Genomic DNA, 26,972 nt, shown 5'->3' on the forward strand with positions numbered 1-26,972 from the left:
CGCAGCAACGGATATGTACACGGTCCATTACAAACAACTCAAACCCCACACAACGAACGCAGTAACCCAGTATCCAAATGCCGCTCTACCAGATCCGCCAACCGCTCAATATCCCGCTCCCGCAACCCGTGATAATCCACCTCTTGCACATCTTCCAACCCGGCCCAACGCAACAAAGCACTACAGGCCGCCGGAGCCTCAAACAATCCATGCAAATAGGTCCCAAGGATCTGCCCATCCTCACTCTGAGCCCCATCCAGGCGCCCATCGTCCAACTGCACCGCAGCCCGCACCAAGCCAGCGCCACTGGTTACACCCGCGTGGATCTCATACCCACTCACCTCGGCCTCCTCCAGCAACAACCGCCCCCGCACGTTACGCAGCTGCTTCTCCTCCTCCAGGGTCGTACTGAACGCCAACAACCCCAGCCCAGCGCTAGAACCACAAGGCCCTTCCAAACCCAGCGGGTCATGCACCTGCTCCCCGAGCATCTGCAACCCACCACAAATCCCCAGCACCTTCCCGCCATACCGCAAGTGCCGCGCCACGGCCGTGTCCCACCCGTTGGCCCGCAAATACGCCAAATCACTGCGCACACTCTTCGAGCCCGGCAAAATAATCAGGTCCGCCGAAGGAATCGCCTGCCCCGGCCCCACAAACTGCAAATCCACCTGCGGGTGCAAGCGCAACGGATCAAAATCCGTGTGATTACTGATCCGCGGCAACACCGGCACCACCACCTTGAGCACCTGCGCCGCCTTGTCGATCTGGCGCTGGTCGATGCCGTCCTCGGCCTCTAGGTGCAAATCCATCACATACGGCAACACCCCCACCACCGGCTTGCCCGTGCGCGCTTCCAGCCAATCCAGCCCCGGCTGCAACAGCGCAATATCCCCGCGAAACCGGTTGATGATGAAGCCTTTGACCCGCGCCTGTTCGGTCGGCGACAACAATTCCAGCGTACCCACCAGGTGCGCAAACACCCCGCCACGATTGATGTCGGCAATCAGCAGTACCGGGCAGTCCACTGCCTCGGCAAAGCCCATGTTGGCAATATCATTCGCCCGCAGGTTGATCTCGGCCGGTGAACCCGCACCCTCGACCATCACCACCGGATACGCCGCACTCAAGCGCGCATGGGAGGCAAGCACCGCCTGCATCGCGATGGCTTTGTAATCGTGATAGGCCACCGCATTCATGGTGGTCACGGCGCGCCCATGGATAATCACCTGGGAGCCCGTGTCACTGTTAGGCTTGAGCAATACCGGGTTCATGTCGGTATGGGGCGCCAGGTTCGCGGCCTGGGCCTGCACCGCCTGGGCCCGGCCGATCTCGCCGCCTTCGGCAGTCACGGCGCTGTTGAGCGCCATGTTCTGCGGCTTGAAGGGCACCACCGGGATGCCCTGGCGCACCAGCCAGCGGCAGAGTGCGGTCACCAGCGTGCTTTTGCCGGCGTCAGAGGTGGTGCCCTGCACCATCAAGGTACTCATGAGGCTTCCCTGTAGGCGCTCAGCGCCTGTTCCAGCCGTAACCAGTCGGCCTCGGTATCCGGCAGGCCGAAACGCAGGCTGCTGTTGTCGACAAACAAGCGCAGCAGAATGCCGCGCTGGGCCATGAATTCATGCAGCTGCTCAGCCCGGTCCGTGATCATCCACTGGAACAACGCGCAGCCGCCCTGGGGCCGCAAGTCGTGGCGTTCAAGCACATCAAACAGGCGCTGGCTGGCCGATTCGCAACGCAGCCGCTGTTGCGCATGGCCGGCGGTATCGCGCAGGCATACTTGCCCAAGCACCCGCGTCGGCCCGCTGACGGCCCACGGCCCCACCTGTTCGGCGAGCAGCTTGAGCAGCTTGCGCTCGGCCAGCACGAACCCCAGCCGCACTCCGGCCAGGCCGAAGAATTTGCCGAACGAGCGCAGCACGATCAGGCCGACTTGATGGGCCTGGCCCGCCAGGCTCAGTTGCGGGGTGATGTCCATGAAGGCTTCATCCACCACCAGCCAGCCGCCGCGTTGGGCCAGGCGAGCATGCCAGTCCAGCAGGCGTTGCGGCGTCAGGCTCAGGCCGGTGGGGTTGTTGGGGTTGACCACCACCAGCACGTCGAGGCTGTCGAGGAAGAAGTCGACTTCCTGCTCCAGCACTTCGCGCACGATGTAGCCGGCGCGACGCCAGGCTTCAGCGTGTTCGGCGTAACACGGCGACAGCACACCGACCTTGCCGGCCCGGCGCAGGCGCGGCAATAACTGGATCGCGGCCTGGGAGCCGGCCACCGGCAATACATGGGGCGTGCCGTAATATTCACAGGCAGCCTGCTCCAGGCCGTCGTCGTTTTCAGGCAGGCGCGCCCAGGCCCGCAGAGGGATGTCCGGAATCGGGAACGGCCACGGCGCCAGGCCGCTGGACAGGTCCAGCCAGTCTGCTTCTGGAATGCCGTACTGCATCGCCGCCTTGCGCAAGCGGCCACCGTGCTCAAGCATAAAACTCAGCCCCCACACACAGGATCAGCAACCACAGCCACACGCCGCGTTGCACCAGTTGCCAGCCACGCTCGATGGAATCCGCATCCGCCGGCGGGCCTTCGCCCAGTGGCGGGCGCTGGTGCAGCTCGCCGTGATAAATCGCTGCACCGCCCAACTCCACGCCAAGGGCACCGGCACCCGCAGCCATCACCGGGCCGGCGTTGGGGCTGTCCCAGGTCGGGCCCTGGGTGCGCCAGCATTTGAGGGCCAGGCGGGTTTTGCCCAGCAGCGCGTAGGTCAACGCCACCAGGCGTGCGGGAATGTAGTTGAGCACGTCGTCAATCTTCGCCGCGGCCCAGCCAAAACGTTCAAAGCGCTCATTGCGATAGCCCCACATAGCGTCCAGGGTGTTGCTCAGACGATAGAGCACCACGCCGGGCACGCCAGCGACCACAAACCAGAACAGCGCAGCAAATATCGCATCGCTGCCGTTTTCCAGCACCGATTCGGTGGCCGCACGGGCAACTTCAGTGCGGTCCAGCTCGCTGGTCTGGCGACTGACCAGGTAGCTGACGCGTTTGCGTGCCTCGTCCAGTTCATCGCTGCGCAATGCTTGCGCTACCGGCAGCACGTGCTCGCCGAGGCTACGCATGCCGAGGGCGCAATACAATGCGAGGATTTCCAGGACCCAGCCGATGTAGGGCGCCCACGACAGCGCCGTGGCCAGCAGGGTCAGCGGCACCACCGCGATCACCCAGGCGGTGACGCCATGGCTGCGCCAGCCCCGACCGCCGGAGTTGAATCGTTGCTCGATGCGCCCGGCAAAATTGCCGAACGCCACCAGCGGATGCCAGCGCCTGGGCTCGCCCAGCAGCGCATCCAGCGCCACGGCAGCGACACTCAGCAAGGCCACACTCATTGACTCACTCCCCAAACATTCTCGTACAACATGTCACTCAGCGGCCGTGGTTCGGTCCAGCCTTCGAGCTGCAACATCGGTGCCGGGTAGAACTCGGCCACCGGGCCCAGGCACAACACGGCCAACGGCTTGGCACCGGGCGGCAGGCCCAGCAGATCGGCCAGAGCCTGGGGCTCGAACAGCGAGACCCAGCCCATGCCCAGCCCTTCGACACGAGCCGCCAGCCATAGATTCTGAATCGCGCAGGACAACGATGCCATGTCCATTTCCGGCAAGGTGCGGCGCCCGAAGATATGCCGCTCGCGGTCGTCCATCAAGGCAGCCACCAGCACTTCGGCGCAATCGTTGATGCCTTCGACCTTGAGCTTCATGAACTGGTCGGAGCGCTCGCCGAGAGCCTCGGCGGTGCGTACGCGTTCTTCTTCCACTAGCTGCTGGATCTGGCCGCGCAGGTTGCGGTCGCTGATGCGGATAAAACGCCAGGGCTGCATCAAGCCGACGCTCGGCGCCTGGTGCGCGGCTTGCAGCAGGCGATGGAGCAATTGCGGCGCCACGCTGCCACCGCTGAAGTGCCGCATGTCGCGGCGTTCGGCGATAGCGCGGTAGACGGCTTCGCGGTCGGCTTCCGGAAAGGCGTTGTCAGTCATGGCCTCATCGCGGGCAAGCCCGCTCCCACAGTAGATTGCGTTTCAACTCGGTCAACTGTGGGAGCGGGCTTGCCTGCGATGGCGGTCTCAAGGCTTGGCGCAAACAAGGCAGCCACCGCCATCGGGTTGGACGGGAAATAAAAGTGCACGTAGGAAGCCGTCATCCGGCCCTGACGATAAACCGCCTCGGCACCGCGCCCGCCATTCGGGCTCAGGCCCCGGGCAATCGGCTGCCACTCGGTGCTGGTCAGCGAGTGATGGTAGGTGTGACCGCGCAAGAGGCCTTCGGGCAGTTCGACGTTTTGCAGGGCCAGTGCCGCCAGACGCTTTTGCATCACGGCGTCGCCCTGGAGCAGGCCGACCAGTTCGGCACGGGTGCCGTCGACATCAGTGAGCGAGTCCAGCAGATAGAGCATGCCGCCGCATTCGGCCAGCAGTGGCTTGCCAGCAGCGTGGTGGGCGCGGATGGCGTCGAGCATCGCGGTATTTTCCGACAGCGCCTGGTGATGCAATTCCGGATAACCGCCGGGCAGGTAGAGGCTGTCAGCTTCGGGCAATGCACGGTCACGAATCGGCGAAAAGAAGCGCAGCTCGGCGCCCATCGCTCGCAACAGGTCGAGGCTGGCGCCGTAGGTAAACGCGAAGGCTTCGTCGCGGGCCACGGCGATGCGCACGCCGGCCAGCAACGGTTGGGCCTCGATTACCTCGGGCGCAGCGAATTCCACCGGCGGTGGCAGCGCTACCTCACAGCTGCTGCCCAGGGCCTGGGCGGCGGCGTCGAGGCGCAGGTCGAGGTCGTTCAATTCGCTGGCCTGCACCAGGCCAAGGTGGCGGCTGGGCAATTCGATCCCGGTTTCCCGGGACAGTGCGCCGTACCAACGCAGGCCTTCGGTCAGGCTGCCTTCAAGCAGTTGCGCATGGCGCAGCGTGCCGACGCGGTTGGCCAGCACGCCGGCAAACGGCAGGTCCGCCTGGTAACGCGCCAAGCCCAATGCCAGGGCACCGAACGTCTGGGCCATGGCCGTGCCATCGATGACCGCCAGTACCGGCACGCCAAAATGCCGCGCCAGGTCGGCGCTGGACGGCGTGCCGTCGAACAGGCCCATCACGCCTTCGATCAGGATCAGGTCGGCTTCCCCCGCCGCTTCCCACAGCAATCGGCGACTTTCCTGCTCGCCGACCATCCACATGTCCAATTGATAGACCGGCGCACCACTGGCGCGCTCGTGGATCATCGGGTCGAGAAAGTCCGGGCCGCATTTGAACACTCGCACCTTGCGCCCCAGGTTGCGGTGCAAACGGGCGAGCGCGGCGGTGACGGTGGTTTTGCCCTGGCCGGACGCCGGTGCGGCGATCAGCACAGCAGGACAGTGACGGGGCTGATTCAAAGTTCGATGCCTTTCTGCGCCTTGATACCCGCCTGGAACGCATGCTTGAGCATGCCCATTTCAGTTACGGTGTCGGCCATTTCGATCAATTCGGGTTTCGCGCCACGGCCGGTAACCAGCACGTGTTGCATCGGCGGGCGGGCCTGCAGGTCGCTGAGTACCTGGTCCAGGTCGAGGTAGCCGTGCTTGAGGGCGATGTTCAGTTCATCCAGCACCACCAGGCCGATGGCCGGGTTCTGCAGCATTTCCCGGGAGACCACCCAGGCGGCTTCGGCGGCCACGATGTCGCGGGCGCGGTCCTGGGTTTCCCAGGTAAAACCTTCGCCCATCACGTGGAAGCGCACCTGCTCGGGGAAACGGCGGAAGAACAGTTCTTCGCCAGTGCTGTTGCGGCCCTTGATGAACTGCACCACGCCACACTGCATGCCGTGGCCCATGGCCCGGGCCAGCATGCCAAAGGCCGAGCTGCTCTTACCTTTGCCATTGCCGGTAAGCACCAGCAGCAACCCGCACTCGTTCGGTGAATTGGCAATGCGCTCGTCAATCACGGCTTTTTTGCGCAGCATGCGCGCCAGGTGGCGTTCGTCACGATCGGGGGATTCAGTCATGGCAGCTCTCCGTTGGGGCTGGACAAAAACGGCGGGCAGGAAAAAGACACATACAGACAGCCAAGCATCGCCCACCGTGATGCTGTTGGATGGATCAGGCCGGTCTCCGGGCTCATGAGTGGCATTGGATGCCGAAGGTGCGCCTTCCCATATCGCGGGCGATACAGTGGCTTAAGGCACCGTCTTGACTCATTTACCGTTGCGGGGGCAGCGCCGGGATCGTGGCAGCACTGTAGAAAAATGCGCTCACTCACCGGCTTCCCTGTTTCACTCAGTCGGCGCGTACGCCACAGAGCACCTGAAACAAGCCGCGAAGGTTAGTGGGTTGGGGGTGGAGCGTCAATTAAAGCCGGACATGCGCGTGAACCATCGGGCCGCTGCGTGCCTCTACCGCTACAGGTATTAAGGAGAAAACCATGCACAAGACCCGACTTGCCCTACTGATCATGCTCGCCGGCACCCTCGCCGCCTGCGGCGAAAGCTCTACCCTGCAAGTGTCCGACGGCACCGGGCCCTCGCCCAAACTGCCGGAACCGAATAAAACCCTGATCCCCACGGTGAATATCGCCCCGGCCATCGGCTGGCCCGAAGGCACCAAGCCAACGGCGGCGGCAGGCACTCAAGTAGCGGCGTTTGCCGAAGGCCTGGACCATCCGCGCTGGCTGTATGTGCTGCCCAATGGCGATGTGCTGGTGGCAGAAACCAATGCGCCACCCAAGCCGGACGATTCCAAGGGTATTCGTGGCTGGGTGATGGAGAAAGTCATGGGCCGCGCCGGGGCCGCCGTGCCGAGCCCCAACCGCATCACCCTGCTGCGGGACGCCGACCACGACGGCATAGCCGAAACCCGCACGGTGTTCCTGGAGAACCTGAACTCGCCGTTCGGCATGACACTGGTGGGCAGCGACCTGTATGTGGCCGATTCGGACAAGCTGCTGCGCTTCCCCTATCAGCCAGGCGAAACCTCGATCAAGGAAGCCGGCACCACGGTGACCGACTTGCCGGGCGGCAGCATCAACCATCACTGGACCAAGAACGTGGTCGCCAGCCAGGACGGCAGCAAGTTGTACGTCAGCGTGGGCTCCAACAGCAACGTCGCGGAAAACGGCCTGGAAGCCGAACAAGGCCGCGCCGCGATCTGGGAAGTGGACCGTGCTACCGGCCAGCACCGCATCTTCGCCTCCGGCCTGCGCAACCCCAACGGCATGGCTTGGGAACCGCAAAGCGGCAAGCTGTGGACGGCGGTCAATGAGCGCGATGAAATCGGCAGCGACCTGGTGCCGGACTACATCACCTCGGTCAAGGATGGCGCGTTCTATGGCTGGCCCTTCAGTTATTACGGCCAGCACGTGGATGTGCGGGTGAGTCCGCAGAACCCGGAACTGGTAGCCAAGGCGATTGCCCCGGACTACGCGGTAGGCCCGCACACAGCCTCCTTGGGACTGACCTTTGCCGAGGGCAGCAAGCTACCGGCGCAATTCAGCAATGGCGCGTTTATCGGCCAGCATGGTTCGTGGAACCGCAAGCCACACAGTGGCTACAAGGTGATCTTCGTGCCGTTTGAAGGCGGCAAACCCAAAGGCCAGCCGGTGGATGTGCTGACCGGGTTCCTCGACAGCGACGAGAAAGCCATGGGCCGCCCGGTCGGCGTGGTGATCGACAAGCAGGGGGATTTGCTGGTGGCGGATGACGTGGGGAACAAGGTGTGGCGAGTGTCGGCGGCTAAATAGCCAGCTTCGCAAACACCGCAAAACAAATGTGGGAGCGGGCTTGCTCGCGAATGCAGTGTGTCAGTCAGCTTGTTGTCGACTGATCCACCGCATTCGCGAGCAAGCCCGCTCCCACATTTGGTTTCGTGTTTTCCTAGGGGTTTCGTGCCAGGTGCTCGGCTGGCAACACACGCTTGGCGCTCAGGTAGGCGTTTTGCCAATAGGCTTTGGACAGCGTGTCCAGCTTCACCGTACCGCCGGTTTGCGGCGCATGCACAAAGCGCCCTTCTCCCACGTAGATCCCGGCGTGGCTGACCTGCGAGCCGCCACCCGTGGCGAAGAAGATCAGGTCACCGGTCTGCAGGTTGTTTTCGCTCACGTCCTGGGCGCGCATCACGATCAGCTCGCGAGTGGTACGTGGCAAGGAGATGCCCGCCGCGTCACGGTAGACGAAACCGATCAAGCCACTGCAATCAAACCCCGAGTCCGGCGTATTGCCGCCCCAGCGATAAGGCGTGCCGACCAGGCCCAGCGCACGAAAAAGCACGTCTTCGGCCGCAGGCGAGAAACTTTGGGTGGCATAGGTGTTGAACACCGGCTTGGGCTTGACGGCCACGGGAGCAGGCGGTGGACGGCTTGCGCAGGCGCTGAGCAGCGCGGCGCAAACGAGAAGAATTAGGCGGGCCGAGGTCGACATGGGCAGAACAATCCTGATCTGGATGCGGCTTTCGCTGCCGAACGTTGAAAAACAGAACGCGCAAGCAAAGCTCGCGCGATCAATTTACAACAATGTCCAGGGATTCTAGTGCTTACACGTCAAACTTCAAGTATCACTTTAACTTTACTTGCTGGCGGTAACGGTAGTCGGGGCCATCGCCAGGGCGCGCTTGGCTTCGATGAAGGTTTTGCTCCAGTAGCTATCACCCAGGTTGTCGACTCGCACACCACCGCTGCGGCGGCTGCTGGAGTGGATAAACTGGTTGTCGCCCAGGTAGATACCGGCGTGGCTGACACGACCACGGCCAGCCGTACTAAAGAAAAGCAGATCACCGGGCTTGAGGTTGTTCCGCGCGACCAACGGTGCATCCACGTTGATCATTTCGCGGGTGGAACGCGGCAGATTCATGCCGGCTTCCTCGCGGAACAGGTAGCCGATGAAACCGCTGCAGTCGAAACCGGCTTCAGAGGTACCGCCGAAACGGTAACGGGTACCGATCAGGGACATGCCGCGTTCGAGAATGCTGTCGGCCAGAACGGGAAGCTGGTAAGGCTTGGCGCCGGCGAAGTCGGCGAGTTCTTTTTCAGTTGCGATCTCTTCCTGATAAACAGTGGAAGACTGCGACGCAACGAATTTTGCCTGGGACTGCTGTACTGGTTTTTGCTGCTCAGCCACGTTTTGAGTGTGGGTGGCGCAACCAAACAACAGGGTAACGAGTGCGAGAGGCACGAGGGGTGCGAAGCGATTTAGCATGGGCACGACCGTGGCTGATGTGTAAAGAAGCCGAGACTATGCCTTCTATCACATCGATTTGCAAATTCAATCGTGATCTATGTGACTTCTTGTTTGGACTATGACATCTAAGCCCTTAACACCCTATGCCAGCCATTTGCGTGGCCAAAACGGCCCAAACGCAGGTTTTCTGGCGCCTGTAATTTGCCGAAAGCCCCGGTTTTAAAGGGCTGGCTACCAGCCCAGGGTTTCTTTGAGGAAGGGAATAGTCAGCTTGCGCTGGGCTTGCAAGGAAGCCTGGTCGAGCTGTTCGAGCAAGTCGAACAGTGCGCTCATGCTGCGTGTACCGCGAGTGAGAATAAAATGCCCGACTTCATCGGTCAGGTGCAACCCGCGGCGCGAAGCACGCAGTTGCAGGGCCCGCAGTTTGTCTTCGTCGGACAACGGGCGCATCTGGAAAATCAGCGCCAGGGTCAGCCGCGACTTCAAGTCCGCCAGCTTCACCGGCAGCTCACGTGGCGAGGTGGAGGCGGCAATCAACAAGCGCCGGCCGCTGTCACGCAAGCGGTTGAACAGATGGAACAGTGCCTCTTCCCAATCTGCCCGCCCCGCCACTGCCTGCAAATCGTCCAGGCAGACCAGTTCGTATTGTTCAAGGTTGTCGAGGATCTCGATACCGCGGTCCAGCAGCTCCGCCAGCGGCAGGTACACCGCCGGTTCACCCATCTGTTCGAAGCGCAGGCAAGCGGCCTGTAACAAGTGGGTACGCCCCACGCCGTGCTTGCCCCAGAGGTAGATCAAGCTTTCGGTCCACCCGGCGTCGGCTTCGCAGAGCCGCTCGACATAGCCGAGTGCAGCGGCATTGGCGCCTGGGTAGTAATTGATAAAGGTGGCGTCGTCACGCAGACGCACACCTAGGGGCAGCTGAATCGGTTTCATGCTGACTGAACGGTTCCAATCGAACCGTTAGTGACCTCTGTGTAAAGTTTGCAAAGTTTATACCCGTGACGCCGGGCGCACAATGCAGCAGACCACAAGCAAAATCAAAGGTTTGCGTTAACTTGCTGGATTTGGTGAGGAATGTTTGACGCAATGGCGAAACGCCAGAGCCGATAAATGACAAACCCGGCCTTGAGCCGGGTTTGTGATGCTGCGGTTATAACTCCGGTTCGTCGGTTCCGGCGTACATGTCCGAGTCCTTGTACAAGTCGTGCACATGGCGCACCAGCACCATGATCACCGCCGCCACCGGCAGCGCCAGCAGGATGCCGGTAAAGCCGAACAGCTCGCCGCCCGCCAGGATCGCAAAGATCACCGCCACCGGGTGCAGGCCGATCCGGTCGCCCACCAGCAATGGCGTCAGCACCATGCCTTCCAGGGCCTGGCCGACCATGAACACCGCGACAATCCCGAGCATCGGGTACAGGTCGCCGTGGAACTGGAACAACCCGGCCACCAGCGCCGCACCGATACCAATCACGAAGCCCATATAAGGCACGATGGCTGCCAGGCCGGCGATCAGGCCGATCAACAGCCCCAGTTCCAGGCCGATCGCCATCAACCCCGCCGCGTAGATGATCCCCAGCGCCAGCATCACCAGCAACTGGCCACGGACGAAGGCGCCGAGCACCTCATGACACTCCTCGGCCAGGGAGACAATGCGCTCCTCACGGTCGCGCGGCAGCAGGCCGCGGATCTTGGCCATCATGATGTCCCAGTCCCGCAGCAGGTAGAACGCCACGACCGGGATCAGCACCAGGTTGGTCAGCCAGCCAATCAGCGCCAGGCTCGACGCCGTCGCCTGGCTCAGCACCACGCCGACAATGTCGGTGGTCTGGCCCATGTGCTCGCTGATGGCCGCCTTGACCTTGTCGAACTTCCAGAAGCCGTCTGCCAGCCCCAGCTTGGCCTGCGCCCACGGCATGGCCGTGTGTTGCAGCCAGTCGAGCATCTGCGGCGCCAGCTCATAGAGCTTGAACAGCTGCTTGGCCAACATCGGCACCAGCACCAGGACCAGCGCCGTGATGATCAAGGTGAACAACGCAAACACCGCCACCACGCCCCAGGTACGTGACAGGCCGATCTTTTCCAGGCGATCCACCACCGGATCGAACAGGTAGGCCAGCAGTAACGCGACCAGGAACGGCGTCAGGATCGAATGCAGCAGGAACACAAAAACGCACAGCAGGACAATCCCGCCAAGCCACACCCAACGACGCGTATCCGCCATAAACCACTCCCTCTGTTATTTGCTTCCTGCTTCTATATAAGAAGGAAGAACACTTACCAATGAAAACGTAGCTGCGGCGTCGGCTCGACCGGTGCCGGTTGCGCGCCTTCTACCACCGGCTGCGGAGCCGGAGATTCACCTGCCGGGATTTCCTGCAACTTGGCCAGGCTCAACTGGGTGCGCAGCTGCTCGGCGCTGCCATTCACCCGATAAACGATGCGAGTGCCGTCCACGCGCACTGGCTGGGCACCGAACGGTTCCAGCAGATGGCCGAGGGCGGCGTAATGCTCGAGATTCATGCCCTGCACTTCCAGCAACTGATCACTGGTGGCAGCGCCGGCCTTGACCGCAAAGCGTGGTGCCAGGCGTTCGCTGACGGCCAGCAGCACGGCGTCAGCCAATGCGGCAGTATCAGTACCGGTGGCGGTGCCCTGCTCGCTTTTATCCCCCAGCCACAGGCGCCATTTGGCCGACCATTGGCCGCCATCTTCGCGAGCATGCACCGCCAGCAAGGCATCGGCCCCATAACGCTCGGACGCGGCGCGCAGCGGTGTGGCGTCAGGGCTTTCAAGATTCGGGGCGGTGGCGACGATCTGTTCGTCCAGGTCACCCAATGGCAGACGCAGCGGCAAACCACGGTGCTGGGCCGCGCGGCGCAGCGGCTGGGCGACGGCCTGGCCATCACCGACCAGGCTGCTGCCTTCCACGGAGTCGTTCAGCCACCAACCGAGGATCGATGGCCGATTGCTGCCCCACAGCGCCAGGCCCGCGCCACGCAACGCGCGGTCGGTGCTGACCGGGTCGAAATCCACCTGCAGGCTTTCCGGCGGGCCGGCGTCGTAGCCATACTGACTGATGATTTGTTGCGGGTCTTTGCGGATCGCCGCCAGGCCCGGGCCATCGGCGGCCTTGGCGTCGCCGGTCAGGCGGATCACCAGGGTTTGCAGGGCACGCTGGGTCGCCTGGTCGCGCTCCTGGGGAGACTGACTGCTGACCGGCTCCAGCACTTGATAGAGACCATTGAGGGTTTCGGCATGACTCGCCAGGCTGACCAACGACAAGCAGCCCACAAAAAAATATTTACTCAGACCCATGAAAGAAGATTCCCGAACGGCAAATAAGCGGTTGGAACAGACCGCGTGAACACTGTTGAGCAAGGCTGTGACCACAGCGACCGGCAAAACATTCACAGGGTCTCGGCAAGTTTTTGTACTGTCATAACGATAGCGAGTTAAAGGCTATACCTTAATAGGGCCTGTGACCGACTCGATTAGCGATTTTTTTAACAGCTATTGCCCCTGCCCGTCGGCCCGAGGATGGCCGCTGCCCCTCAAGCCTGATAAAATCGCGCGCCTTCGCAGACCGTCAATGGCAGGCCGTGCTGAAACTTCAGGTTTCGGTACACCCGCCGCATTCGGTCGTTACCCCTGAATCCCCCCTAAAGGCCTGGATCATGAGCAAGCAACCCTCCCTGAGCTACAAGGACGCCGGTGTAGACATCGACGCCGGTGAAGCATTGGTCGAACGCATCAAGAGCGTCGCCAAGCGCACTGCGCGCCCCGAAGTCATGGGCGGCCTGGGCGGTTTTGGCGCCCTCTGCGAGATCCCGGCCGGCTACAAGCAGCCTGTATTGGTCTCCGGCACCGACGGTGTGGGCACCAAGCTGCGCCTGGCGCTGAACCTGAACAAGCACGACAGCATCGGCATCGACCTGGTTGCCATGTGCGTGAACGACCTGGTGGTGTGCGGCGCCGAGCCGCTGTTCTTCCTTGACTACTACGCCACCGGCAAGCTCAACGTCGAGACCGCTACCCAGGTGGTCACCGGCATTGGCGCTGGCTGCGAACTGTCCGGCTGCTCCCTGGTCGGCGGCGAAACCGCTGAAATGCCAGGCATGTACGAAGGCGAAGACTACGACCTGGCCGGTTTCTGCGTCGGCGTTGTCGAAAAATCCGAAATCATCGACGGTTCCAAGGTGGCTGCCGGTGACGCCCTGCTGGCCCTACCATCGTCCGGCCCGCACTCCAACGGCTACTCGCTGATCCGCAAGATCATCGAAGTGTCCGGCGCCGACATCGAAACCATCCAGCTCGACGGCAAGCCCTTGACCGACCTGCTGATGGCCCCGACCCGCATTTACGTGAAGCCGTTGCTCAAGCTGATCAAGGACACCGGCGCGGTCAAGGCCATGGCCCACATCACCGGTGGCGGCCTGCTGGACAACATCCCGCGCGTACTGCCTAAAGGCGCCCAGGCGATTGTCGACGTGGCCAGCTGGCAGCGCCCGGCAGTCTTCGACTGGCTGCAAGAGAAAGGCAACGTCAACGAAACCGAGATGCACCGCGTGCTGAACTGCGGCGTGGGCATGGTCATCTGCGTGGCTCAAGAGCACGTTGAAAGCGCGCTGAACGTATTGCGTGAAGCCGGCGAACAGCCTTGGGTCATCGGCCAGATCGCTACCGCCCCTGAAGGCGCGGCTCAGGTTGAACTGAAGAACCTTAAGGCGCACTGATGCCTGCAACCTGTGATGTCGTGGTGCTGCTCTCCGGCACCGGCAGTAACTTGCAGGCCCTGATCGACAGCACGCGCGCCGGCGACAGCCCGGTGCGCATCGCTGCGGTGATTTCCAACCGCAGCGACGCCTACGGCCTGCAACGCGCCAGGGACGCAGGTATCGACACCCGCTCCCTGGATCACAAGGCTTTTGAAGGCCGCGAGGCCTTCGACAGCGCCTTGATCGAACTGATCGACGCCTTCAACCCCAAACTCGTGGTACTGGCCGGCTTCATGCGCATTCTCAGCGCTGACTTCGTGCGTCACTACAACGGGCGTCTGCTGAATATCCACCCGTCCCTGCTGCCAAAATACAAAGGGTTACACACCCACCAGCGTGCCCTGGAGGCCGGCGACACCGAGCACGGCTGCAGCGTGCACTTTGTCACCGAGGAACTCGATGGCGGGCCTCTGGTCGTACAGGCAGTAGTTCCGGTAGAGTCTGCGGACTCTGCGCAGACGCTTGCGCAACGGGTTCACGCCCAGGAACACAGGATTTACCCGCTGGCTGTTCGCTGGTTCGCTGAGGGACGGTTGATTCTTGGCGACCACGGTGCATTATTGGACGGTCAGTTACTTGCGGCCAGCGGCCACTTGATTCGAACCTAGGAGACTTTATGCGTCGCGCCCTGCTCTTCGCTTTTGCGCTGTTCGCCTTGCCTGCCGTGCAAGCGGCAGACCTTCACCCTTTCTCCGCCAGCTACACCGCCGACTGGAAACAGTTGCCCATGAGTGGTTCGGCAGAACGCAGCCTGACCAAGAATGACAACGGCAGCTGGACCTTGAATTTCAAGGCTTCCATGATGATCGCCAGCCTGACTGAAACCAGCGTGATCCGCTTCGACAAAGACGCCCTGCAACCGGTGAGCTACACCTTCGAACGCGGTGGCCTGGGCAAGACGAAGAAGATCAACCTCGACTTCGATCAGACGGCCAAGAAAGTCACCGGCTTTGAAAACAAGGACCCGGTCAACGTGGCCCTTCAAAGCGGCATGCTCGACAAGTCGACCTACCAGTTGGCATTGCAGCGCGATGTGGCAGCCGGCAAGAAAAGCATGAGCTACAACGTCGTCGAAGGCACTGATGTCGATACCTACGACTTCCGCGTGATCGGCCCGGAAAAGGTCCAGACCAAAGCCGGCTCCATCGATGCGATCAAGGTCGAGCGCGTGCGTGACCCGACTCAAAGCAAGCGCATTACCCAAATGTGGTTTGCCAAGGACTGGGGCGGCATCCTGGTTGCCCTGCGCCAGGTCGAGACTGACGGCAAGGAATACAACATCATGCTGCAAGACGGTACCGTTGACGGCAAGGCTGTCAAAGGCAGCTGATCCTCTGCGCAATGAAAGAGCCTCGCGTACGCGGGGCTTTTTTTCGCCTGTCGCCTGACGCCAACATGAAACTTTTGTCATAAAACTCAGCGCCCTGCGACGCAATGTCGCGGTTTCCGTGGGCTCGCGGGATTACTCCAGTTTCTGTAAAGGTGTGTTGCAATTCCTGGTTATTTACTTAGCAAGCTAACAAATCATATAACAAAGGCCTGCGACGCCTTGCCGCAGATCAACCAGAGATTGGAGCAAGCAGATGACTGTAAAAGTAACTGAACGCGACGATGAACATATGTCCCATGAAGCAGTAGCCCACGGGATTCACATCTGGGATGTACACCAGCAAGACCTGCTGGTCGGCATGTTTCACGACGAGGCCGAAGCTCATAATTATAAAAACGAGCTCGAGACCCTTGAGATGAAACGCCAGGCGCAAAGCTCCTGAAACTCTGAAATCCTGTAGATAACCAGCCCCACGCAGCTGGAGTGTCTATAAACACAAACCCCGCCTTTTGAGCGGGGTTTGTGTTTATTTGGGTTTGGGTTTGGGATTTTGGGGGCGCTTCGCGCCCCAGCGGGAGCAAGCTCCCTCGCCACAGCGAGCTGCCTCGCCACAACAAGCTCACTCACCACAATAAGCTCCCTTGCCACAATGGAGTTTCTAACGCATTACCACATCAGGTCATCAGGGATCTGGTAGGCGGCGTACGGATCATCCTCATCCGGCACCTGGCTTTCGGTCAGGACGTTCATCTGGACGATGCGCTCTGGCGCCCGCTCCTGGATCTTCAGCGCGGCTTCGCGCGGGATCACCTCGTAACCGCCACCGTGATGCACGATCGCCAGGGAGCCGTTGCTCAGCTTGTTACGCATCAGCGTGTTGACCGACAGGCGCTTGACCTTCTTGTCATCCACGAAGTTGTAGTAGTCCTCGGTGGTCAGCTTGGGCAGGCGCGAGGTTTCGATCAATTGCTTGACCTGCGCAACGCGGGCCTTAGCCTCGGCTTTTTCCTGCTGCTGACGGTTCAGCTCCTGGTCGCGCTTGACCTTTTCGGCATGCGCCTGGATGGCCAGGCGCGCCTGGCTGTCGTCCGCTTCGGCCTGGCCTTTATGCACCAGGCGCTGCTGTTTCTGTTTCTCTTTGCCGACCTGCTTGGCCTGCTTTTGGTTGACCAGACCTGCTTTGAGCAACTGGTCGCGAAGGGAAATGCTCATGGTGCTTACTCACTTGGGCAACGGCTCAGCCGCAGCTGGACAGATTTTTTTCCTGGCGTTTGGCTTCGCCCCACAGGGCGTCCAACTCTTCGAGGGTGCAATCTTCTATGGGACGGTGGGTCTCGCGCAATGCCTGTTCGATAAATCGGAAACGTCGTTCGAATTTAGCGTTGGCTAAACGCAAGGCTGCTTCCGGGTCGACCTGGAGGTGACGGGCCAGGTTGACCGCCGCAAACAGCAGGTCACCTACTTCATCGGCGATGGCTGCCGGGTCGTTATCGGCCATGGCTTCGAGCACTTCATCCAGCTCTTCGCGCACGTTATCCACCACGGGCAACGCGGCCGGCCAGTCGAAACCCACCTGCCCGGCACGCTTTTGCAATTTGGCGGCGCGGGAAAGCGCCGGCAAGGCCGTGGGCACATCATCCAGCAGGGATAACTGCTGTGGGACGTCGGACTTTTCCGCACGCTCCTCGGCCTTTATTTCTTCCCAACGCTGCTTGACCTGCTCTTCGCTCAGCTGCGGAATATCCAGCGGCGCGTACAAGTCTCCCGTGGGAAACACATGCGGGTGACGGCGAATCAACTTGCGGGTAATGCTGTCGATCACCCCAGCGAATTCGAAGCGCCCTTCTTCCCGCGCCAGCTGGCTGTAATACACCACCTGGAACAACAGGTCGCCCAGCTCACCTTGCAGGTGATCAAAATCCCCGCGCTCGATCGCATCGGCGACTTCGTAGGCTTCTTCCAGGGTGTGGGGGACGATGGTGGCGTAGGTTTGCTTGATGTCCCACGGGCAACCGTATTGCGGGTCGCGCAGGCGGTTCATCAGGTGCAGCAGGTCTTCAAGTGAATACATCAGTCTCTTTCCGCAGAAGTGGGAACGCTGAGGATCAAATGTGGGAGCGGGCTTGCTCGCGAAGGCGTCGTGTCAGTTGCCTGATATTTGACAGACACATCGCCTTCGCGAGCAAGCCCGCTCCCACAGTTCAGTCCGCGCTCATCCAGCTACTCATGGCGTGCGATTACGCCGGGTCTCAATAATGTTCGGCAACTGGGAAATACGCCCCAGTAACCGACCCAACGCGTCCAGCCCCGGAATCTCGATGGTCAGGGACATCAGCGCCGTGTTGTCCTCTTTGTTCGAGCGGGTGTTGACCGCCAGCACGTTGATCCGCTCATTGAGCAGCACCTGCGACACATCACGCAGCAGCCCGGAACGGTCGTAGGCACGAATGATGATGTCCACCGGATAGGTCAACACCGGCACCGGGCCCCAACTGACCTGGATGATCCGCTCCGGCTCGCGCCCGCCCAGTTGCAACACCGAGGCACAGTCCTGGCGGTGAATGCTCACCCCGCGGCCCTGAGTGATGTAACCGACGATGGCGTCGCCCGGCAATGGCTGGCAGCAGCCGGCCATTTGCGTCATCAGGTTGCCGACGCCCTGGATCTGGATATCGCCGCGCTTGCCCGGCTTGTAGCCGGTGGCCTTGCGTGGAATCAGTTCCAGCTGCTCGCTGCCCCGCTCCGGCTCAACCAGTTGCTGGGCCAGGTTGACCAACTGCGCCAGGCGCAGATCGCCGGCACCGAGGGCGGCGAACATGTCTTCGGCGATCTTCATGTTGGCCTTTTCGGCCAGCTTGTCGAAGTCCACCTGCGGCAGGCCCAGGCGTGCCAATTCGCGCTCGAGCAAGGTCTTGCCGGCGGCGACGTTCTGGTCGCGCGCCTGCAATTTGAACCAGTGGACGATCTTCGCCCGCGCCCTGGACGTGGTGATGTAGCCCAGGTTCGGGTTCAGCCAGTCGCGGCTCGGCGTACCGTGCTTGCTGGTAATGATCTCGACCTGTTCACCGGTCTGCAGGCTGTAGTTGAGCGGCACGATGCGCCCGTTGATCTTGGCGCCACGGCAGTTGTGGCCGATCTCGGTGTGCACCCGGTACGCAAAATCCAGCGGTGTGGCGCCCTTGGGCAGGTCGATCGCGTGGCCGTCGGGGGTGAAGATGTAGACCCGGTCAGGTTCGATATCTACCCGCAGCTGGTCGGCCAAACCGCCGATGTCGCCCAGCTCTTCGTGCCACTCCAGCACCTGGCGCAACCAGGAGATTTTCTCTTCGTACTGGTTCGACCCGGCCTTGACGTCGGTGCCCTTGTAGCGCCAGTGAGCGCATACGCCCAGCTCCGCCTCTTCGTGCATCGCGTGGGTGCGGATCTGTACTTCCAGCACCTTGCCCTCGGGGCCGATCACTGCCGTGTGCAATGAGCGGTAACCGTTTTCCTTGGGGTTGGCGATGTAGTCGTCGAATTCCTTGGGGATGTGCCGCCACAGCGTGTGCACGATACCCAGCGCGGTGTAGCAGTCGCGCATTTCCGGCACCAGCACACGCACGGCGCGCACGTCGTAGATCTGGCTGAAGGCCAGGCCCTTGCGCTGCATTTTGCGCCAGATGGAATAGATGTGTTTGGCCCGGCCGCTGATGTCGGCTTCAACGCCGGTGGCCTGCAATTCCGTGCGTAACTGGCTCATCACGTCGGCGATAAAGCGCTCACGGTCCAGCCGCCGCTCATGGAGCAGCGTGGCAATCTGTTTGTATTGATCGGGTTCGAGGTAACGGAAGGACAAGTCCTCCAGTTCCCACTTGATATGGCCGATGCCCAGGCGGTGGGCGAGCGGCGCGTAGATGTCGAACACCTCGCGGGCGACGCGGTTGCGCTTTTCGTCGTCGGCGGTTTTCACCGCCCGAATCGCGCAGGTACGCTCGGCCAGCTTGATCAAGGCGACGCGCACGTCGTCGACCATCGCCACCAGCATCTTGCGCAGGTTTTCCACCTGGCCCTGGGTGCCCAGCACCATCGACTGGCGCGGGCTGAGGCTGGCACTGATCGCCGCCATGCGCAGCACGCCGTCGATCAGCTTGGCCACCACGGTGCCGAAACGCTGGCTGATGGTGGGCAGCTGAATGTGCCCTTCGCGCACGCCGCGATACAGCACCGCCGCGATCAGCGAATCCTGATCGAGCTTGAGATCGGCGAGGATCTCGGCGATTTCCAACCCGGTGCGAAAGCTTGAAGTGCCTTCGGCCCACAGGTTCTTCGCCGCATTGTCTTGCTGTTCAGACTCACGAGCGAACTCGCAGGCTGCTTTCAAGGCTTCACGGTCCAGTGCCGGGTCGACACTGATGGCATGATCCAGCCATGCCTCGAGATTGATACTGCCGTCGGTGTTGATCGGCTGGTGTGCTCTCACCTGTACCATCTTGCTTACCTTCCCTACGACGCACCTTTTAGTGCGTCAAAATCATCGCTGACCTGCTTTACAAAAAAAGCTTGTGCACGCTCCCTGGCAGGTCACAGGCCCAGGAGATGCAGGCCAGTCGGATTAAACGGGCATCCTAGCCCGCTTCAAATAACGCCATGGCCTCGACATGGGCCGTCTGGGGAAACATGTCGAGGATCCCGGCACGTTTTAGCCGGTAGCCTTGCTTGACCAACTCGACCGTGTCCCGCGCCAGCGTTGCCGGATTGCAGGACACATACACCAGGCGATCAGCCCCCAGGGTAGCGAGCTTGCGCACAACCTCCAGGGCACCATCGCGGGGTGGGTCCAAGAGTACCGCAGAAAAGCCCTGTTTGGCCCATTCCGCGTCGGTCAAAGGCTGGGACAAATCGGCCTGAAAAAACTGAACATTATGCAAATTATTGCTGACGGCATTCTGTGCCGCCCGGTCCACCATGGCCTGCACCCCTTCCACCGCCACCACTTCCCGCACTTGGCGGGCCAGCGGCAAGGCGAAGTTGCCCAAGCCACAAAACAAATCCAGCACCCGCTCGTCGGGCTTCGGCGCCAGCCAATCCAGCGCCTGGGCGACCATCGCCTGGTTGACCCCGGCGTTGACCTGCACAAAGTCTCCCGGGCGGTACGCCAACTGCAAATCCCACGGTTCCAGACGATAGCCCAAGGCCTGGTCTGGTTCGACCGGTTGCGGCTGGCCCTCGCCATGCAGCCACAGTTGGGCTTCATGGAACGTGCAAAATTCCTGCAGGATCGTCAGGTCCGCTTCGGACAAGGGCGCCATGTGTCGCAACAACACGGCAATCGACGAACCACTGAATAATTCCACATGCCCCAACGCCTGAGGCTTGCTCAAGCGCCGCAGCATGTTGGGCAAACGCTGCATGATCGGTTGCAAGGCCTGTACCAGCACCGGGCAATCGTCAATGGCGACGATGTCCTGGCTGGCCACGGCACGAAAGCCGACCTCGAGTTTCTTCGCCTTGGCATCCCAGCGCACGGCCACGCGGGCGCGGCGACGATAGCCGAATTCCGGCCCGCTCAAAGGCGCGGCCCACTCCTGGGGTTTGACACCTGCCACACGGGATAATTGCTCGGCGAGCATGCGCTGTTTCAGGGCGAGTTGTTCGTCATGGGGCAAGTGTTGCAGGCTGCAACCGCCGCAACGGCCGGCGTGCACACAGGGTGCCGGACGGCGCAGTTCGCTGGCGGTAAATACGCGCTCGGTGCGCGCCTCGACCACTTTGCCGTGGGCGCCCAACACCCGCGCTTCCACCTCTTCACCGGCCAGCGCACCCACGACAAACCAGGTGCGGCCTTCAAAGAACACAATGCCACGGCCGTCGTTGGCCAGGCGCTCGATGGTCAGGCGCTGCTTCTTGCCTACGGGAATCTGTGGGGCCCGGCTGCCGCCCGTCGGTTGGAAGCGCAGGCCTCTCTCGTGCTTGGCCATCAGTTGGGCGCGTCGAAAATGCCGGTCGACAGGTAACGGTCGCCACGGTCACAGATGATCGCGACGATCACCGCGTTTTCCAACTCCTGGGACAAGCGCAACATCCCGGCCACCGCGCCACCGGACGATACGCCGCAGAAGATGCCTTCTTCACGGGCCAGGCGGCGGGTGGTGTCTTCAGCTTCACGCTGAGCCATGTCGATGATGCGATCGACGCGAGCCGCGTTGTAGATCTTCGGCAAGTACTCTTCGGGCCAACGACGGATCCCCGGGATCGCTGCGCCTTCCATCGGTTGCAGGCCGACGATCTGGATCTCGGGATTCTGCTCCTTGAGGTAGCGCGAATTGCCCATGATGGTGCCGGTGGTGCCCATCGAACTCACGAAGTGAGTGATGGTGCCCTGGGTCTGGCGCCAGATTTCCGGGCCAGTGGTGGTGTAGTGCGCCTCGGGGTTGTCGCCGTTGGCGAACTGGTCCAGCACCAGGCCACGGCCTTCGGCAGCCATACGCTCGGCGAGGTCGCGGGCGCCTTCCATGCCTTCTTCCTGGGTGACCAGGATCAACTCGGCGCCGTAGGCGGTCATCGCCGCCTTGCGCTCGGCGCTGCCGTTGTCGGGCATGATCAGGACCATCTTGTAGCCCTTGATCGCCGCGGCCATGGCCAGGGCAATCCCGGTGTTACCGGAGGTGGCTTCGATCAGGGTGTCGCCGGGCTTGATCTGCCCACGCAACTCGGCGCGGGTGATCATCGACAACGCCGGGCGGTCCTTGACCGAGCCGGCCGGGTTGTTCCCTTCGAGCTTGAGCAACAAGGTATTGCTGGTGTTGCCCGGCAGGCGCTGCAAGCGGACCAGCGGGGTGTTGCCGACGCAATCGGCGATGGTGGGGTACTGCAAGGTCATGGCGTATTCGCAATCCAGACTGCGGGGGCGACTATCATACCGGGAAAGGCTGGCGGGCCATATCACGCAAAGTGTGGTGCTTATCGCTTAATGGAATAACTCAGGCGGGGCCGTGGTTTCTCTGGAACACTTCATCGCCCATCGCGGCAATCTGTCCTTCGATCAATGCCTCGAACGGTTTCAGCAGCGGCTCAAATGAGGTGGGCGCTTCAAGCACCTGCAACGCCTGCACGATGGCCTCCACCGTCGACAACGCCCCGGGCCCCGGTGCCTTGCGCAGCCGATAACGGGACACGGCGCCTTCCGCCAGCGTCACCCGAGGCAGCGCCGCCAATAAAGGATTGAGGTGCAGCAACTTGCGCGCCTTGCGCCAGGTACCGTCCGGCACCACCAACAGCAACGGTTCGTCGGATGGCGTATAGGCCTGCAAGGGTTGGGCATTTTCGTCCGGAAACAACAGACGCGCCTGATAACCCGGCGGATTCAACAACGCCTGCAAATCCTCAAACACCTCCCCCACCACCAACTGCGCATTCACCAAGCCCAGCGCCGCCAACCGCGCGGTATTCAAGGCGTGATTGACCTCACTCGGATGCTGCAACAGCAACACCCGGGTTCGGCTATCCAGCCGGGGAATCAGCGCGCACAGGCAGTGAGTGGTGGGCCGCAGGCAGCGGGAGCATTGGGGTCTGGACATGGGTTTTCAGGCCTGGTTGAGCTGGGCTTTGAGTAAATCGCGGAAGGTCTGGATCAGGGGTTCGCGGCTGCGGCCCCGGCGCATGATCATCGAGAACGGCGCCTGGTAACCAAAGGTTGCCGGCAGCAGTACCCGCAAATCCCCTTTGTCGGCCCAGGCCTGGGCGTAGTGCTCCGGGAGGTAGCCGATGTAGGCGCCGGACAGCACCAGGATCAATTGCGCCTCCATACTTTCCACCGTGGCGGCGCTGTGCTTGAAGCCGTGACGCGCCAGTTCGGCCTGGCTCCAGTAACCACGACCGACCATGCGTTGCTGGGTGATGACTTGTTCGGGAATGCGCCGCTCGTTGAACAATGGGTGACGGGTGCTGCAATACAGCCAGTGCTGTTCGCGGTACAGCGGCATATAGATCAGCCCGCTCATCCGGTTGGAAAACGCACCGATGGCCAGGTCCAGGCGATTATCCTGGACGCCGAGTTGCAACTCGTAAGGACTCATCACCGACAGGTGCAAATGCACCGCCGGGTGTTCCTGACTGTAGGCGCCGATCACTTCGGCAAACGGCAAGGCCTTGTCGCTGACGGTGGAGTCGAGTACGCCGAGTTTCAGGGTGCCGCGCAGTTCGCCTTTGAGCGCGGCGGCGTATTGCTCGAAGCCTTCCAGCTCGCCCAGCAGGCGCAGGGTTTCCTGATGGAACAACTCGCCCTTGCTGGTGAGGCTGAACCCGCCCCGCCCGCGATGGCACAGCACCAGGCCCAACGCGGCTTCCAGCTGGCTCATGTAAGTGCTGATGGCCGAGGTCGACAGGTTGAGTTCGTGCTGGGCATTGGCGAAACCCTGGTGCCGCACGACGCTGACGAAGATGCGCAGGAGTTTCAGGTCGGGCAAGGCGTTGGCCATGGGCTCTCCAGAGGCGAACATAAAACCTGTGGGAGCGGGCTTGCTCGCGAATGCGGTGGATCAATCGAACCCTCCGTGACTGACACACCGTATTCGCGAGCAAGCCCGCTCCCACATTTGAACCGAGTTTACCTCAGGCATTAGTTTAGAAAAATCTGAACTAAGTATTTGCCCCTGCCGATTCTTCCCTTCCCATGCATTTCGCAGAATCGGCTTCTAATAAACAAAACGATGAGGCAATCCCGTGGACAAGATTTTCCACCAACCACTGGGCGGCAACGAAATGCCGCGCTTCGCCGGCATCGCCACCATGATGCGTCTTCCCCATCTGCAATCGGCCAAGGGCCTGGATGCCGCCTTCGTCGGCGTGCCCCTGGACATCGGCACCTCCCTGCGTGCCGGCACCCGTTTCGGGCCGCGGGAAATTCGCGCCGAATCGGTGATGATCCGCCCTTACAACATGGCCACCGGAGCCGCGCCGTTTGACTCGCTGTCGGTTGCCGACATCGGCGACGTGGCGATCAACACCTTCAACCTGCTGGACGCCGTGCGCATCATCGAAGAAGCCTACGACGAGATCCTCGAACACAACGTGATCCCGATGACCCTGGGCGGTGACCACACCATCACCCTGCCGATCCTGCGGGCGATCCACAAGAAACACGGCAAGGTCGGGCTGGTGCACATCGATGCCCACGCCGACGTCAACGACCACATGTTCGGCGAGAAAATCGCCCACGGCACCACCTTCCGCCGCGCGGTGGAAGAAGGCTTGCTGGATTGCGACCGCGTGGTGCAAATCGGCCTGCGCGCCCAGGGCTACACCGCCGAAGACTTCAACTGGAGCCGCAAACAGGGCTTCCGTGTGGTCCAGGCCGAAGAATGCTGGCATCACTCCCTGGCGCCTCTGATGGCTGAAGTGCGCGAGAAAGTCGGCGGTGGCCCGGTGTACTTGAGCTTCGATATCGACGGCATCGACCCAGCCTGGGCGCCCGGCACCGGCACCCCGGAAATCGGTGGCTTGACCACGATCCAGGCGATTGAAATCATCCGCGGCTGCCAAGGCCTGGATCTGATTGGTTGCGACCTGGTAGAAGTTTCGCCGCCGTACGACACCACCGGCAACACCTCGCTGCTGGGCGCCAACCTGCTGTACGAAATGCTCTGCGTATTGCCGGGCGTGGCGCACCGCTGATGAGCGCCCAGGCCGAGGTATTAAAAGCCGCGGCCGACCTGGTGTCGGCCTTCGCTCGCAATGATCGCGACGCCTACTTCGGTGCGTTCAGTGCCGACGCTAGCTTCGTGTTCTACACCCTCCCCCAGCCGCTGCTGAGTCGCGATGCCTACCAGGTGTTGTGGGACAGCTGGCGCCGGGACGAGGGATTTGAGGTGCTGTCCTGCACCTCAAGCAACGCTTTCGTCAGCCTGCACGGTGACGTCGCGGTATTTGTGCATGACGTGGCCACCGAGCTGCGCATGAACGGGGAGCAATTCTTTAGCCAGGAACGCGAGACCATTGTCTTCAAGCGGCAAGGGGATCGCACACAACAAAAAGAAGGCCTGTGGCTGGCCTGTCACGAACATTTGTCCGCTATGCCGGAAGGGCTGCCGCCCCATTAGCCAATGTGATCGGAGCAGATCATGAATAATAAAAACAACGAAAACAGTATTCGCAACATAGAAACCAACGGCGTCGAACAGATCCCGGACCACGAACGTACCGCCGGGCCGAAGGATTTGTTTCGCCTGATTTTCGGCGGTGCCAACACCTTCGCCACCGCGGTGCTGGGGAGCTTTCCGGTGCTGTTTGGCTTGTCGTTCCAGGCCGGCGTCTGGGCGATTGTGCTGGGCGTGCTGGTGGGTGCGGTGATCCTCGCCCCCATGGGTCTGTTCGGTCCGATCAATGGCACCAACAACGCCGTGTCTTCCGGTGCGCATTTTGGTGTGCACGGGCGGATTGTCGGCTCGTTCCTGTCGCTGCTGACCGCTATCGCGTTCTTCTCACTGTCGGTGTGGAGCTCAGGCGATGCACTGGTGGGCGGTGCGAAACGTCTGGTGGGCTTGCCGGAAACCGACCTGACCCTGGGCCTGGCCTACGGCGTCTTCGCCATTCTCGTGCTGACGGTGTGCATCTACGGCTTTCGCTTCATGCTGTGGGTCAACCGCATCGCAGTGTGGGCGGCGAGCCTGCTGTTCCTGCTGGGGATCTTCGCCTTCGCGCCGGCCTTCGACAGCCACTTCGCCGGCACCGTTGCCCTCGGCCAGACCGGCTTCTGGGCGGCGTTTATCGGTGCAGCACTGGTGGCCATGAGCAACCCGATTTCCTTCGGCGCGTTCCTCGGTGACTGGTCGCGCTACATCCCGCGGGAAACCTCGAAGGTGCGGATCATGCTGGCGGTGGTGTTTGCGCAGATCGCCACGTTGATCCCGTTCCTGTTCGGCCTGGCCACCGCGACCATCGTGGCAGTCAAGGCACCGGACTATATCGCGGCCAACAACTATGTCGGCGGCCTGCTGGCGGTGGCACCGAGCTGGTTCTTCCTGCCAGTGTGCCTGATCGCGGTGATCGGCGGCATGTCCACCGGCACCACCTCGCTGTATGGCACCGGCCTGGACATGTCCAGCGTGTTCCCGCGCCTGCTGTCCCGGGTCAAGGCGACGCTGCTGATCGGGGTGATGTCGATTGCCTTCATCTTTATCGGACGTTTCGCCGCCAACCTGGTGCAGAGCGTGTCGACCTTCGCCGTGCTGATCATCACCTGCACCACGCCGTGGATGGTGATGATGATCATCGGCCTGATCGTGCGCCGGGGTTACTACTGCCCGGATGACCTGCAAGTGTTCACTCGCGGCGAAACCGGCGGGCGCTACTGGTTCAGCCATGGCTGGAACTGGCGCGGCCTGGGGGCCTGGATCCCGAGTGCGCTGGTGGGCCTGTGCTTCGTCAACCTGCCGGGGCAGTTTGTCGGGCCGCTGGGCAACCTCGCCGACGGCATCGACATCAGCTTGCCGGTGACCCTGGGCCTGGCCTCGCTGGTGTACCTGACACTGCTTCGCGTGTTCCCTGAACCGGCTGCCGTCTACGGGCCGACTGTGGCGAGGGAGCCTGCTCCCGTTCGACTGCGCAGCAGTCGCGAGGCCGCCTGATGAATTGCATGGAATGGATTGGGGCTGCTGCGCAGCCCAGCGGGAGCAAGCTCCCTCGCCACACAGCCCCCTTTAG

Annotated in this window: 26 protein-coding genes and 1 riboswitch; of the genes, 8 read left to right on the forward strand and 18 right to left on the reverse strand. The window is 61.8% G+C overall.

The annotated features are described in order from the left end of the window. Window positions 1-38 precede the first annotated feature (38 nt). Genes HX815_RS15335 through cobO form a run of 6 tightly spaced genes read right to left on the reverse strand, consistent with a single transcriptional unit; the run spans window position 39 to window position 6,020 of the window. A complete protein-coding gene (locus HX815_RS15335; protein WP_177028525.1) occupies window positions 39-1,490 on the reverse strand; it encodes a cobyric acid synthase in 1,452 nt (483 codons plus the stop codon). Beyond that, the gene (gene cobD, locus HX815_RS15340; RefSeq protein WP_177028526.1) at window positions 1,487-2,476 is read right to left on the reverse strand and encodes a threonine-phosphate decarboxylase CobD; all 990 of its coding nucleotides are present in this window, start codon (window positions 2,474-2,476) and stop codon (window positions 1,487-1,489) included. Before cobD ends, HX815_RS15335 begins: the two co-directional genes overlap by 4 nt. Further along, on the reverse strand, window positions 2,469-3,377 hold the full coding sequence (cbiB, locus tag HX815_RS15345; RefSeq protein WP_177028527.1) for an adenosylcobinamide-phosphate synthase CbiB: 909 nt from the start codon (window positions 3,375-3,377) through the stop codon (window positions 2,469-2,471). Before cbiB ends, cobD begins: the two co-directional genes overlap by 8 nt. Continuing rightward, complete coding sequence (gene bluB, locus HX815_RS15350; RefSeq protein ID WP_003210753.1) at window positions 3,374-4,024, reverse strand: 5,6-dimethylbenzimidazole synthase; 651 nt, start codon at window positions 4,022-4,024, stop codon at window positions 3,374-3,376. Before bluB ends, cbiB begins: the two co-directional genes overlap by 4 nt. Next, a complete protein-coding gene (locus HX815_RS15355) occupies window positions 4,021-5,412 on the reverse strand; it encodes a cobyrinate a,c-diamide synthase (protein ID WP_087694821.1) in 1,392 nt (463 codons plus the stop codon). The genes bluB and HX815_RS15355 overlap by 4 nt, the downstream gene beginning before the upstream one ends. Continuing rightward, window positions 5,409-6,020 (reverse strand): cob(I)yrinic acid a,c-diamide adenosyltransferase, encoded by a 612-nt coding sequence (gene cobO, locus HX815_RS15360; RefSeq protein WP_177028528.1) that lies wholly within the window; start codon window positions 6,018-6,020, stop codon window positions 5,409-5,411. The genes HX815_RS15355 and cobO overlap by 4 nt, the downstream gene beginning before the upstream one ends. Before the next feature lie 79 nt (window positions 6,021-6,099). Beyond that, a riboswitch (cobalamin riboswitch) is annotated at window positions 6,100-6,337 on the reverse strand. 99 nt (window positions 6,338-6,436) lie between these two features. Between cobO and HX815_RS15365 the strand changes: the two genes are divergently transcribed. Further along, window positions 6,437-7,750: a sorbosone dehydrogenase family protein gene (locus HX815_RS15365; protein ID WP_003210750.1), complete on the forward strand. Its 1,314-nt coding sequence runs from the start codon at window positions 6,437-6,439 to the stop codon at window positions 7,748-7,750. 133 nt (window positions 7,751-7,883) lie between these two features. Here HX815_RS15365 and HX815_RS15370 read toward each other — a convergent pair whose 3' ends face one another. From HX815_RS15370 to HX815_RS15390, 5 genes are all read right to left on the reverse strand, one after another. Then, a complete protein-coding gene (locus HX815_RS15370; protein WP_003210749.1) occupies window positions 7,884-8,426 on the reverse strand; it encodes a C40 family peptidase in 543 nt (180 codons plus the stop codon). A 144-nt stretch (window positions 8,427-8,570) separates the two neighbouring features. Next, window positions 8,571-9,200 carry a C40 family peptidase gene (locus HX815_RS15375; protein ID WP_003210748.1) on the reverse strand — a complete coding sequence of 210 codons (630 nt, stop codon included), beginning with the start codon at window positions 9,198-9,200 and terminating at the stop codon, window positions 8,571-8,573. Window positions 9,201-9,413: 213 nt separating this feature from the next. Further along, window positions 9,414-10,118, reverse strand: a complete 705-nt coding sequence (hda, locus tag HX815_RS15380; RefSeq protein WP_003210747.1) for a DnaA regulatory inactivator Hda — start codon at window positions 10,116-10,118, stop codon at window positions 9,414-9,416. 217 nt (window positions 10,119-10,335) lie between these two features. Then, window positions 10,336-11,409: an AI-2E family transporter gene (locus HX815_RS15385; RefSeq protein WP_003210746.1), complete on the reverse strand. Its 1,074-nt coding sequence runs from the start codon at window positions 11,407-11,409 to the stop codon at window positions 10,336-10,338. A gap of 53 nt (window positions 11,410-11,462) precedes the next feature. Further along, window positions 11,463-12,503, reverse strand: a complete 1,041-nt coding sequence (locus HX815_RS15390) for a DUF2066 domain-containing protein (RefSeq protein WP_177028529.1) — start codon at window positions 12,501-12,503, stop codon at window positions 11,463-11,465. A 359-nt stretch (window positions 12,504-12,862) separates the two neighbouring features. Here HX815_RS15390 and purM point away from each other — a divergent pair, with 359 nt between their 5' ends. The 4 genes from purM (at window position 12,863) to HX815_RS15410 (ending at window position 15,735) form a co-directional block, all read left to right on the forward strand. Then, complete coding sequence (gene purM / locus HX815_RS15395; protein ID WP_008438191.1) at window positions 12,863-13,921, forward strand: phosphoribosylformylglycinamidine cyclo-ligase; 1,059 nt, start codon at window positions 12,863-12,865, stop codon at window positions 13,919-13,921. Further along, window positions 13,921-14,571, forward strand: coding sequence for a phosphoribosylglycinamide formyltransferase (gene purN, locus HX815_RS15400; RefSeq protein WP_087694819.1), 651 nt, complete (start codon window positions 13,921-13,923; stop codon window positions 14,569-14,571). The genes purM and purN overlap by 1 nt, the downstream gene beginning before the upstream one ends. Before the next feature lie 8 nt (window positions 14,572-14,579). After that, on the forward strand, window positions 14,580-15,293 hold the full coding sequence (locus HX815_RS15405; protein ID WP_003210742.1) for a DUF3108 domain-containing protein: 714 nt from the start codon (window positions 14,580-14,582) through the stop codon (window positions 15,291-15,293). A 253-nt stretch (window positions 15,294-15,546) separates the two neighbouring features. After that, window positions 15,547-15,735, forward strand: a complete 189-nt coding sequence (locus HX815_RS15410; protein ID WP_003210741.1) for a hypothetical protein — start codon at window positions 15,547-15,549, stop codon at window positions 15,733-15,735. Window positions 15,736-15,959: 224 nt separating this feature from the next. Here the strand turns inward: HX815_RS15410 and HX815_RS15415 are convergent, their stop codons facing one another. From HX815_RS15415 to HX815_RS15445, 7 genes are all read right to left on the reverse strand, one after another. Then, entirely contained in the window at window positions 15,960-16,505 is a 546-nt protein-coding gene (locus tag HX815_RS15415; protein ID WP_003210740.1) for a DUF2058 domain-containing protein, read from the reverse strand. Between the two features lie 25 nt (window positions 16,506-16,530). Next, window positions 16,531-17,364: a nucleoside triphosphate pyrophosphohydrolase gene (mazG, locus tag HX815_RS15420; protein WP_008438185.1), complete on the reverse strand. Its 834-nt coding sequence runs from the start codon at window positions 17,362-17,364 to the stop codon at window positions 16,531-16,533. A 153-nt stretch (window positions 17,365-17,517) separates the two neighbouring features. Continuing rightward, window positions 17,518-19,761, reverse strand: a complete 2,244-nt coding sequence (gene relA, locus HX815_RS15425) for a GTP diphosphokinase (RefSeq protein WP_008438176.1) — start codon at window positions 19,759-19,761, stop codon at window positions 17,518-17,520. A gap of 136 nt (window positions 19,762-19,897) precedes the next feature. Next, entirely contained in the window at window positions 19,898-21,250 is a 1,353-nt protein-coding gene (gene rlmD, locus HX815_RS15430) for a 23S rRNA (uracil(1939)-C(5))-methyltransferase RlmD (RefSeq protein WP_177028530.1), read from the reverse strand. Further along, on the reverse strand, window positions 21,250-22,152 hold the full coding sequence (gene cysM / locus HX815_RS15435; protein WP_003210736.1) for a cysteine synthase CysM: 903 nt from the start codon (window positions 22,150-22,152) through the stop codon (window positions 21,250-21,252). The genes rlmD and cysM overlap by 1 nt, the downstream gene beginning before the upstream one ends. A gap of 100 nt (window positions 22,153-22,252) precedes the next feature. Beyond that, window positions 22,253-22,849 (reverse strand): tRNA-uridine aminocarboxypropyltransferase, encoded by a 597-nt coding sequence (locus tag HX815_RS15440; protein ID WP_003210735.1) that lies wholly within the window; start codon window positions 22,847-22,849, stop codon window positions 22,253-22,255. Between the two features lie 6 nt (window positions 22,850-22,855). Then, window positions 22,856-23,749 carry a LysR family transcriptional regulator gene (locus HX815_RS15445; RefSeq protein ID WP_003210734.1) on the reverse strand — a complete coding sequence of 298 codons (894 nt, stop codon included), beginning with the start codon at window positions 23,747-23,749 and terminating at the stop codon, window positions 22,856-22,858. A gap of 244 nt (window positions 23,750-23,993) precedes the next feature. Here HX815_RS15445 and speB point away from each other — a divergent pair, with 244 nt between their 5' ends. The 3 genes from speB to HX815_RS15460 are packed head-to-tail and all read left to right on the forward strand — an operon-like array spanning window position 23,994 to window position 26,896. Then, on the forward strand, window positions 23,994-24,944 hold the full coding sequence (speB, locus tag HX815_RS15450; protein ID WP_003210733.1) for an agmatinase: 951 nt from the start codon (window positions 23,994-23,996) through the stop codon (window positions 24,942-24,944). Further along, window positions 24,944-25,369 carry a nuclear transport factor 2 family protein gene (locus tag HX815_RS15455; protein WP_003210732.1) on the forward strand — a complete coding sequence of 142 codons (426 nt, stop codon included), beginning with the start codon at window positions 24,944-24,946 and terminating at the stop codon, window positions 25,367-25,369. The genes speB and HX815_RS15455 overlap by 1 nt, the downstream gene beginning before the upstream one ends. A gap of 21 nt (window positions 25,370-25,390) precedes the next feature. Further along, window positions 25,391-26,896 (forward strand): cytosine permease, encoded by a 1,506-nt coding sequence (locus HX815_RS15460; protein WP_177028531.1) that lies wholly within the window; start codon window positions 25,391-25,393, stop codon window positions 26,894-26,896. Window positions 26,897-26,972: the final 76 nt, after the last annotated feature.

This window comes from Pseudomonas sp. E6002 (assembly GCF_013385565.1).
Taxonomy (GTDB): domain Bacteria; phylum Pseudomonadota; class Gammaproteobacteria; order Pseudomonadales; family Pseudomonadaceae; genus Aquipseudomonas.

What these genes read in the sequence shown, in the direction of transcription:
- HX815_RS15455 (WP_003210732.1), top strand. Translation starts at nt 24,944, where the DNA reads ATGAGCGCCCAGGCCGAGGTATTAAAAGCCGCGGCCGACCTGGTGTCG.
- HX815_RS15405 (WP_003210742.1), top strand. Translation starts at nt 14,580, where the DNA reads ATGCGTCGCGCCCTGCTCTTCGCTTTTGCGCTGTTCGCCTTGCCTGCC.
- purN (WP_087694819.1), top strand. Translation starts at nt 13,921, where the DNA reads ATGCCTGCAACCTGTGATGTCGTGGTGCTGCTCTCCGGCACCGGCAGT.
- HX815_RS15390 (WP_177028529.1), bottom strand. Translation starts at nt 12,503, where the DNA reads ATGGGTCTGAGTAAATATTTTTTTGTGGGCTGCTTGTCGTTGGTCAGC.
- purM (WP_008438191.1), top strand. Translation starts at nt 12,863, where the DNA reads ATGAGCAAGCAACCCTCCCTGAGCTACAAGGACGCCGGTGTAGACATC.
- cbiB (WP_177028527.1), bottom strand. Translation starts at nt 3,377, where the DNA reads ATGAGTGTGGCCTTGCTGAGTGTCGCTGCCGTGGCGCTGGATGCGCTG.
- hda (WP_003210747.1), bottom strand. Translation starts at nt 10,118, where the DNA reads ATGAAACCGATTCAGCTGCCCCTAGGTGTGCGTCTGCGTGACGACGCC.
- HX815_RS15440 (WP_003210735.1), bottom strand. Translation starts at nt 22,849, where the DNA reads ATGTCCAGACCCCAATGCTCCCGCTGCCTGCGGCCCACCACTCACTGC.
- bluB (WP_003210753.1), bottom strand. Translation starts at nt 4,024, where the DNA reads ATGACTGACAACGCCTTTCCGGAAGCCGACCGCGAAGCCGTCTACCGC.
- HX815_RS15335 (WP_177028525.1), bottom strand. Translation starts at nt 1,490, where the DNA reads ATGAGTACCTTGATGGTGCAGGGCACCACCTCTGACGCCGGCAAAAGC.
- relA (WP_008438176.1), bottom strand. Translation starts at nt 19,761, where the DNA reads ATGGTACAGGTGAGAGCACACCAGCCGATCAACACCGACGGCAGTATC.
- HX815_RS15460 (WP_177028531.1), top strand. Translation starts at nt 25,391, where the DNA reads ATGAATAATAAAAACAACGAAAACAGTATTCGCAACATAGAAACCAAC.
- HX815_RS15385 (WP_003210746.1), bottom strand. Translation starts at nt 11,409, where the DNA reads ATGGCGGATACGCGTCGTTGGGTGTGGCTTGGCGGGATTGTCCTGCTG.
- rlmD (WP_177028530.1), bottom strand. Translation starts at nt 21,250, where the DNA reads ATGGCCAAGCACGAGAGAGGCCTGCGCTTCCAACCGACGGGCGGCAGC.
- HX815_RS15375 (WP_003210748.1), bottom strand. Translation starts at nt 9,200, where the DNA reads ATGCTAAATCGCTTCGCACCCCTCGTGCCTCTCGCACTCGTTACCCTG.
- mazG (WP_008438185.1), bottom strand. Translation starts at nt 17,364, where the DNA reads ATGTATTCACTTGAAGACCTGCTGCACCTGATGAACCGCCTGCGCGAC.
- HX815_RS15445 (WP_003210734.1), bottom strand. Translation starts at nt 23,749, where the DNA reads ATGGCCAACGCCTTGCCCGACCTGAAACTCCTGCGCATCTTCGTCAGC.
- HX815_RS15365 (WP_003210750.1), top strand. Translation starts at nt 6,437, where the DNA reads ATGCACAAGACCCGACTTGCCCTACTGATCATGCTCGCCGGCACCCTC.
- cobO (WP_177028528.1), bottom strand. Translation starts at nt 6,020, where the DNA reads ATGACTGAATCCCCCGATCGTGACGAACGCCACCTGGCGCGCATGCTG.
- HX815_RS15415 (WP_003210740.1), bottom strand. Translation starts at nt 16,505, where the DNA reads ATGAGCATTTCCCTTCGCGACCAGTTGCTCAAAGCAGGTCTGGTCAAC.
- HX815_RS15410 (WP_003210741.1), top strand. Translation starts at nt 15,547, where the DNA reads ATGACTGTAAAAGTAACTGAACGCGACGATGAACATATGTCCCATGAA.
- HX815_RS15370 (WP_003210749.1), bottom strand. Translation starts at nt 8,426, where the DNA reads ATGTCGACCTCGGCCCGCCTAATTCTTCTCGTTTGCGCCGCGCTGCTC.
- cysM (WP_003210736.1), bottom strand. Translation starts at nt 22,152, where the DNA reads ATGACCTTGCAGTACCCCACCATCGCCGATTGCGTCGGCAACACCCCG.
- cobD (WP_177028526.1), bottom strand. Translation starts at nt 2,476, where the DNA reads ATGCTTGAGCACGGTGGCCGCTTGCGCAAGGCGGCGATGCAGTACGGC.